Origin of the sequence: Bradyrhizobium sp. UFLA01-814 (assembly GCF_046718885.1) — a bacterium.
Taxonomy (GTDB): Bacteria; Pseudomonadota; Alphaproteobacteria; order Rhizobiales; family Xanthobacteraceae; genus Bradyrhizobium; species Bradyrhizobium elkanii.
Genome location: NZ_JAQOSR010000120.1, coordinates 21,642 through 28,732 on the forward strand (window position 1 = coordinate 21,642; position 7,091 = coordinate 28,732).

General features: G+C 65.8%; 4 protein-coding genes. All 4 read right to left on the minus strand.

The annotated features are described in order from the left end of the window. Positions 1-144 precede the first annotated feature (144 nt). From PMN64_RS29790 to topA, 4 genes are read right to left on the minus strand one after another with little or no spacing between them, the layout of a single operon-like run. A complete protein-coding gene (locus tag PMN64_RS29790) occupies positions 145-894 on the minus strand; it encodes an NUDIX hydrolase (RefSeq protein ID WP_411783228.1) in 750 nt (249 codons plus the stop codon). Positions 895-930: 36 nt separating this feature from the next. Then, entirely contained in the window at positions 931-1,368 is a 438-nt protein-coding gene (locus PMN64_RS29795) for a DUF983 domain-containing protein (RefSeq protein WP_028341024.1), read from the minus strand. After that, a complete protein-coding gene (rnr, locus tag PMN64_RS29800) occupies positions 1,359-3,719 on the minus strand; it encodes a ribonuclease R (protein WP_411783229.1) in 2,361 nt (786 codons plus the stop codon). The genes PMN64_RS29795 and rnr overlap by 10 nt, the downstream gene beginning before the upstream one ends. Beyond that, on the minus strand, positions 3,720-6,491 hold the full coding sequence (gene topA / locus PMN64_RS29805; RefSeq protein WP_411783230.1) for a type I DNA topoisomerase: 2,772 nt from the start codon (positions 6,489-6,491) through the stop codon (positions 3,720-3,722). Between the last annotated feature and the right edge of the window lie 600 nt (positions 6,492-7,091).

Genomic DNA, 7,091 nt, shown 5'->3' on the forward strand with positions numbered 1-7,091 from the left:
CCATCGGGAAGATTATTTTGTTTTTGGCCGCTCTCTCGACATTGTCATTCCGGGCATCGCGCAGCGATGAACCCGAATCTCGCGCCGCAATCTCGGGATTCCGGGTTCGATGCTGCGCATCGCCCCGGAGTGACGAGGATCATCTTACGTCCCCAGCACGTCCTTCTGCATCTTGCCGCCGTAGAAATGGAAGAACGGCACCGGCGCGTCGTGGCGGAGCGGGCCGGTGGCGAGACGGCGGTCGAGCTCGGTGAGCACGTTCTTGGTCATGGCATGCGCGTCGGCGAGCGGCTCGGAGCCGATCTCGACCCAGACCAGCTCGACCAGTTCGGCATCGGCATGCACCACGCCTTCGACACGATGCGCGATGGTCGAGGCGTCGGCGGTGAAGAAGCGCGTGTCGAAGCGGCGGACGCGGCCGGGCGGGGTGATCGCGCGCGCGATCAGGAACAGGCCGGACGGATCGGGCAACAGACCTGCATCGGCGAACGCCGCCCAGGGCCCGTCGAGCTTGTGCCGCTTCTCGACCTTGCGGCCGAGGCAGAGTCCGGTCTCTTCGCAGGCCTCGCGGATCGCGGCGTTGGCTAGCGCACGTGCGCGGCCGGGCGTGATCTTCGGGCTGCCCTTCAACAGATTGGCTTCGAGCTCCGGCGTGATCGGCGCTGCGACCGGCACGCGGTTGTCGGCCTTGTCGACGCGGCCGCCGGGGAAAACGAACTTGCCGGGCATGAACACGACCTTGTCGTGGCGCTTGCCGACCAGCACCTTCGGCTTGGCGCCGGAGCGATCGATCAGGATCAGCGTCGCCGCATCCTTCGGCCGGAAATACGCATGATGATCGGCTTCTTTTTCGCCCTGGTGCACCACAGCGGCGGTTGCGGCAGCTTCAGTCATCTCATCCCTTTCATTTCTTCTTGCGGTCCGGTTTAGCTAGACCGGCGGGATGTCGCTAGGGGGATTCTCGTCAAAGCCATGCATGCGCAGGGCCCATTGCAAGCCGATCACGGCTCCCTTCACCGGCTGCAACAAAGCCAGCGATGCGAACAGCGTAAACGGCAGATAGATCGCAAGTTGCAGCCACACCGGCGGCGAATAATTGGTCTCGATCCACAGCGCCATCGGTACCACGATATGGCCGACGATAACGATGACGAGATAGGCAGGCAGATCGTCGGCGCGATGCGGCGTGAAGTCGAGGTCGCAGACCGGGCAATGGCCGTCGCATTTGAGAAACTTGCGGAACAGTCTGCCATTTCCGCAGCGCGGACAGCGGCAGCGGAACCCGCGCTTCATCGCGCTCCACACGTCGCGCTTCTCGGGCTCGGCCGCCTCGCGAGTCCAGACCACTGTCGGCGGGGTCACTTCCATGACTTGCCTCGCTTCGATTTGCCGGACTTCTGCTGCGCCGGCTTGCGATCCTTCTTGTTGCGCGATTTCCGCTCCTTGTGCGCCTTCTTGCCTGATCCTTTCGGTCCCTTGCCAAATCCGGCGGCACGGCGCTCGGCCCTTACGCCGTCGCGTTTTCTGCCGCGCGGAATTGCCTGACCATCGGATAATAACTCAAACCGCAGCGCGCCGGCTATCGGCGCGGCCTCGACCAGCCGCACATCGACGATGTCGCCGAGCCGATACATGGTGCCGCTGCGCGTGCCGATCAGCGCGTGGCGGGTTTCGTCGTAGTTGAAATACTCGCTGCCGATGGTGCGGATCGGGATCAGGCCGTCGGCGCCGGTGTCGTCGAGCTTCACGAACAGGCCGGATCGCGTCACGCCGGAAATGCGGCCCTGGAACGAGGCGCCGACCTTATCGGCAAGGAAATGTGCGATCAGCCGGTCGGTGGTCTCGCGCTCCGCCTTCATCGCGCGGCGCTCGGTGACGGAGATCTGCGCGGCGATCTCGGCGAGCGTCTCCACGGTCTCATCGGTCGGCAAGGCGCCTTCGCCAAGCCCGAGCGCGCGGATCAGCGCGCGATGCACGATCAGATCGGCATAGCGACGGATCGGCGAGGTGAAGTGCGCGTAGCGGTGCAGGTTCAAGCCGAAATGGCCGTAATTCTCGGCGGAGTATTCGGCCTGCGCCTGCGAACGCAGCACCACCTCGTTGACCAGCGGTTCGTAGTCCTCGCCGGCAACCTGCGCCAGCACGCGGTTGAATTGCGTGGGACGCAGCGCGCCCTGCTTGGTGAAGGGCAGGTCGAGCGTCTTCAGGAATTCCTGCAGGTTGTGTACCTTCTCCTGGCTCGGCTCGTCATGCACGCGGTAGATCAGCGGCAGCGCCTTCTTCTCCAGCATTTCGGCCGCGGCGACGTTGGCGAGGATCATGAACTCCTCGATCAGCCGGTGCGCGTCGAGCCGCTGCGGCACGATCACCCGGTCGACGGTGCCGTCGGCTTTGAGCAGGATCTTGCGCTCGGGCAGATCGAGATCGAGCGGGTCGCGCTCGTTGCGTGCAAGCTTGACCAGCTCGTAGGCCGACCACAGCGGCTTCAGGATCGGATCGAGGATGGGGCCGGTGATGTCGTCGGGCCGTCCGTCGATCGCAGCCTGTGCCTGCGCGTAATGGAGCTTTGCGGCCGAGCGCATCAGCACGCGGTGGAAGGTATGCGAGCGCTTGCGGCCGTCGGCGCCGATCACCATGCGCACCGCGAGCGCGCCGCGCGGCTCGCCCGGCACCAGCGAGCAGAGATCGTTGGAGATGCGCTCGGGCAGCATCGGCACCACGCGATCAGGGAAATAGACCGAGTTGCCGCGCTGCAACGCGTCGCGGTCAAGCGCCGAGCCGGGCCGCACATAGTAGGCGACGTCGGCGATCGCGACATGGACGATGAAGCCGCCCTTGTTGTTCGGATCATGATCGACTTCCGCATGCACCGCGTCGTCGTGATCCTTGGCATCCGGCGGATCGATGGTGACGAGCGGCACGTCACGCCAGTCCTCGCGGCCCTGCAAGGTCGCGGGTTCTGCCTCTTCGGCTTCGCGCAGCGCAGAGGACGAGAACACCTGCGGGATATCGTGGGTGTTGATCGCGATCAGGCTGATCGCCTTTTCACTAGCAATCGAGCCGAGCCGCTCCTTGACTCGGGCGGAGGCCAGGCCATAGCCGCGGGTGCGGATCAGGTCGACGCTGATGAGATCGCCGTCCTCGGCGCCGCCGCTGTCGGCCTTGGCGATGTTGAGCTCGCGGCCGGCCTGCTTCTTGTCGACCGGGATCAGGCGCCCGCCGCCATCGGGATTGCGGCGGAAGATGCCGAGGATCCGGGTGCGCCCGTGATCGATCACCTTGATGACGCGGCCGCGATAGGGTGTGCCGTCTTGCTCGTCCGTGACTTCGACGCGCAGCAGCGCGCGGTCGCCGACGCCGGCGGTGGTGCCGGGCCTCGGCCGCCGCGGCGTCTCGATGCGGATTTTCGGGGCGGTGCCGTTCTCGTCCGAGTCCCACTCAGCGGGCGTGGCGATCAGTTCGCCGTCGCTGTCGCGGCCGGTAATGTCGGCGAGCACGGTCGGCGGCAGCGCCGCCGGCTCGTGGATCTTGCGGCCGCGCTTGGCGATCGTGCCGTCGTCGGCGAGCTCGCGGAGGATCCGCTTCAGCTCGACGCGGTCGGCGTTCTTCAGGCCGAACTCGCGCGCGATCTCGCGGGTACCGACCTTGCCTGGATTGGCGCGGATGAAGGCGACGATGGCATCCCGGCCCGGAAAGCCATGGTCGGGTTTTCGTTTCACTTATCCTCGTGCCTTGCCGGCGCTCTTCTTCGCGGGCGCTTTCGCTGGTGCCGATGATTTTGCAGGCGACGTCTTGGCACCGGAGGCGACCGGCGCGCGCGCCTTGCTGGTCGCATCCGTCTTCGGCTTCGCCGCGGCCTTCTTCGACGCAGCCTTCTTGGCGGGCTTGGCTTCGGCGTCGCCGTCAGTCTCGGTCGCCTCGGACTTGGCTTTCTTCGCCTTGGCGGGCTTTTCCGCCTTCGCCTTCTTGGCCTTCTTGCCGCCGCCCTTGGCCGCGCGCTCGTCGATCAGCGCGATCGCCTCCGCGAGCGTGATCTGGTCCGGGGTGCGGTCGCTCGGGATCGTCGCGTTGACGCCGCCGGCCGCGACATAGGCGCCGTAGCGGCCGTTCTTCAGCGCGACCACGCCGAGCGTCGGGTGATCGCCGAGCGGCTTGCCGGGATCGGCGCCGAAGCGGCGGCCGCTCGGGCCCTTGGCGATCTTCTCCGCGATCAGCGTGACGGCGCGGTTCAACCCGATGTCGAACACCTCGTCGCCGGCCTCGAGGCTGGCATAGGTCTTCTCGTGCTTGACGAACGGCCCGAACCGGCCGAGGCCGGCGGTGATCGGCTGCCCGGTTTCCGGATGCTTGCCGATCTCGCGCGGCAGCGACAACAGCTTCAGCGCCAGTTCGAGATCGACATCGGCCGGCGAGGTGCCTTTTGGAATGCCCGCGCGCTTCGGCTTCTCGCCTTCGGCGTAATCCTTCTGCTCGCCGAGCTGGATGTAGGGGCCGAAGCGGCCGGCCTTCACCGTGACATCGAAGCCGGTGTCGGGATCGGTGCCGAGCACGCGGTCGGCGCTTTCGGCGCTGTCGGCCGCGAGCGGGCGGGTGTAGCGGCATTCCGGATAATTCGAGCAGCCGACGAAGGCGCCGAACTTGCCGGCCTTGAGGTTGAGCCGGCCGGTGCCGCAGGTGGGGCATTGCCTGACGTCGCCGCCATCCGCGCGCGGCGGATAGATGTGCGGGCCGAGCATCTCGTCGAGCGCGTCGAGCACCTCGGCGACCCGGAGGTCCTTAATGTCGTTGACCGCGCCGATGAAGCCGCGCCAGAAGTCCTGCAGCACCTGCTGCCAGGCGATCTCGTTGTTGGAGATGCGGTCGAGCTGCTCCTCGAGATCGGCGGTGAAGTCGTATTCGACATAGCGCGAGAAGAAGTTCTCCAGGAACGCGACCACGACGCGGCCCTTGTCTTCGCCGTGCAGCCGCTTCTTCTCGAGCTTGACATAGCCGCGGTCCTTCAGGACCTGCAGGATCGAGGCGTAGGTCGAGGGGCGGCCGATGCCGAGCTCTTCCATCCGCTTCACCAGCGAGGCTTCCGAGAAGCGCGGCGGCGGCTCGGTGAAATGCTGGGTGACGGCGAGGCTCTGGCGCCTCACGGCCTCGCCCTCGCTCATCGCGGGCAGGCGGCGCGAATCCTCGTCCTCCTCGTCGTCGCGGCTTTCCTGATAGAGCGCGAGGAAGCCGTCGAACTTGATGACCTGGCCGGAGGCGCGCAATTCCAGCACGCGTGAGCCGGCCTTGGCCTCGATGTCGACGGTGGTGCGCTCGAGCTCGGCCGACTCCATCTGGCTCGCAATGGTGCGCTTCCAGATCAATTCATAGAGCCGCGCCTGATCGGCATCGAGCCTGCGGCCGATGGTGGCCGGGCGACGCGACAGATCGGTCGGGCGGATCGCTTCGTGGGCTTCCTGCGCGTTCTTGGCCTTGGCCTGGTACTGGCGCGGGGCGTCCGGCACATAGGCGTTGCCATAGTCCTCGCCGATCACCTTGCGCGCCTGCGTGATCGCTTCGGGCGCGATCTGCACGCCGTCGGTTCGCATATAGGTGATGAGGCCGGCGGTCTCGCCGCCGATGTCGATGCCCTCATAGAGCCGCTGCGCGATGCGCATGGTGTGCGCCGGCGCGAAGCCGAGCTTGCGGCTCGCTTCCTGCTGCAGGGTCGAGGTGGTGAAGGGCGCCTGCGGATTGCGCCGGGCCGGCTTGGCCTCGACGGTCGCGACCTTGAACAGCGCGGCCTCGATCGCCTTCTTGAAATCCTCGGCTTCCGCGCCGGAGCCGATGTCGAGCCGTGCGATCTTCTTGCCGTCGGCGCCGACCAGCCGCGCCTCGAAGGCGTCGCCGCGCGGCGTCAGCAACGTCGCGACCAGCGACCAGTACTCCTTCGGAACGAACTTCTCGATCTCGAGCTCGCGGTCGCACACCAGCCGCAGCGCGACCGATTGTACGCGGCCGGCGGAGCGGGCGCCGGGCAGCTTGCGCCACAGCACGGGCGAGAGGGTGAAGCCGACCAGATAGTCCAGCGCGCGGCGCGCCATATAGGCGTCGACCAGCGCGCCATCGATCTGGCGCGGCGCCTTCATCGCCTCGGAGACGGCCTGCTTGGTGATGGCGTTGAACACCACGCGCTCGACCTTCTGGTCCTTCAGCGCGCGCTTCTCCTTCATCACCTCCAGCACGTGCCAGGAGATCGCCTCGCCCTCGCGATCGGGGTCGGTTGCGAGGATCAGGCGGTCGGCGCCCTTGAGCGCCTTGGCGATGTCGTTGAGCCGGCTCGCGGCCTTGGCATCGACCTCCCAGATCATCTGGAAATTGGCGTCGGGATCGACGGAACCATTCTTGGCCGGGAGGTCGCGAACATGGCCGAACGACGCCAGGACCTCGTAGGAGGACCCCAGATATTTGTTGATCGTCTTGGCCTTAGCCGGCGACTCCACAATGACGATATTCATGTCATTCCAATAGCTTACGGGAAAATTTGAAGGTGGGTTCCGCTAGACTCGCGGCCCGCCGTGTCGGGGCGAACATGGGTGCTGGGGCGGTCCCTGTCAAATCGCCAGATATTGAAGGGCGTTGCCAAGCTGTGGAGTCTCTATCCCAAGGGTTGCAAAATGCGTCCTAGAGTTGCGGCCGGAAAGGGCGTATCTCTTTATATATAGGGTGGGAATCGGACTAGGCCTTTTGAGCAGCACAGGGGCTGCCGAAAGCGGTGGTGCTTGAGCCGAGAGGCCGCGGCGTACTGGATCGCCGCATCTACCGGTGTCGTCCCTGCGAAAGCAGGGACCCATACGCCGCAGCGGATGTTGTTGAAGCGACTCGTCGTTCCAACATCGCGCAACGATCAACGTCGGTGGTTATGGGTCCCTGCTTTCGCAGGGACGACACCGAATAGGTGGCACGGTCAGTGAGGCAAACTTCCGCATTCTCGCGACGTGATCGCCCGAGCTTTGCTCTTCGTTCCGCCCTCCCTTGATCAGAGGGCGCAGGGAAAGCCGGGTGCCGATCGCACCCATGGGCCCCGAGCAATGGGTAGAAAGCTCGGGGGTAGGACC

What these genes read in the sequence shown, in the direction of transcription:
- PMN64_RS29790 (WP_411783228.1), bottom strand. Translation starts at nt 894, where the DNA reads ATGACTGAAGCTGCCGCAACCGCCGCTGTGGTGCACCAGGGCGAAAAA.
- PMN64_RS29795 (WP_028341024.1), bottom strand. Translation starts at nt 1,368, where the DNA reads ATGGAAGTGACCCCGCCGACAGTGGTCTGGACTCGCGAGGCGGCCGAG.
- topA (WP_411783230.1), bottom strand. Translation starts at nt 6,491, where the DNA reads ATGAATATCGTCATTGTGGAGTCGCCGGCTAAGGCCAAGACGATCAAC.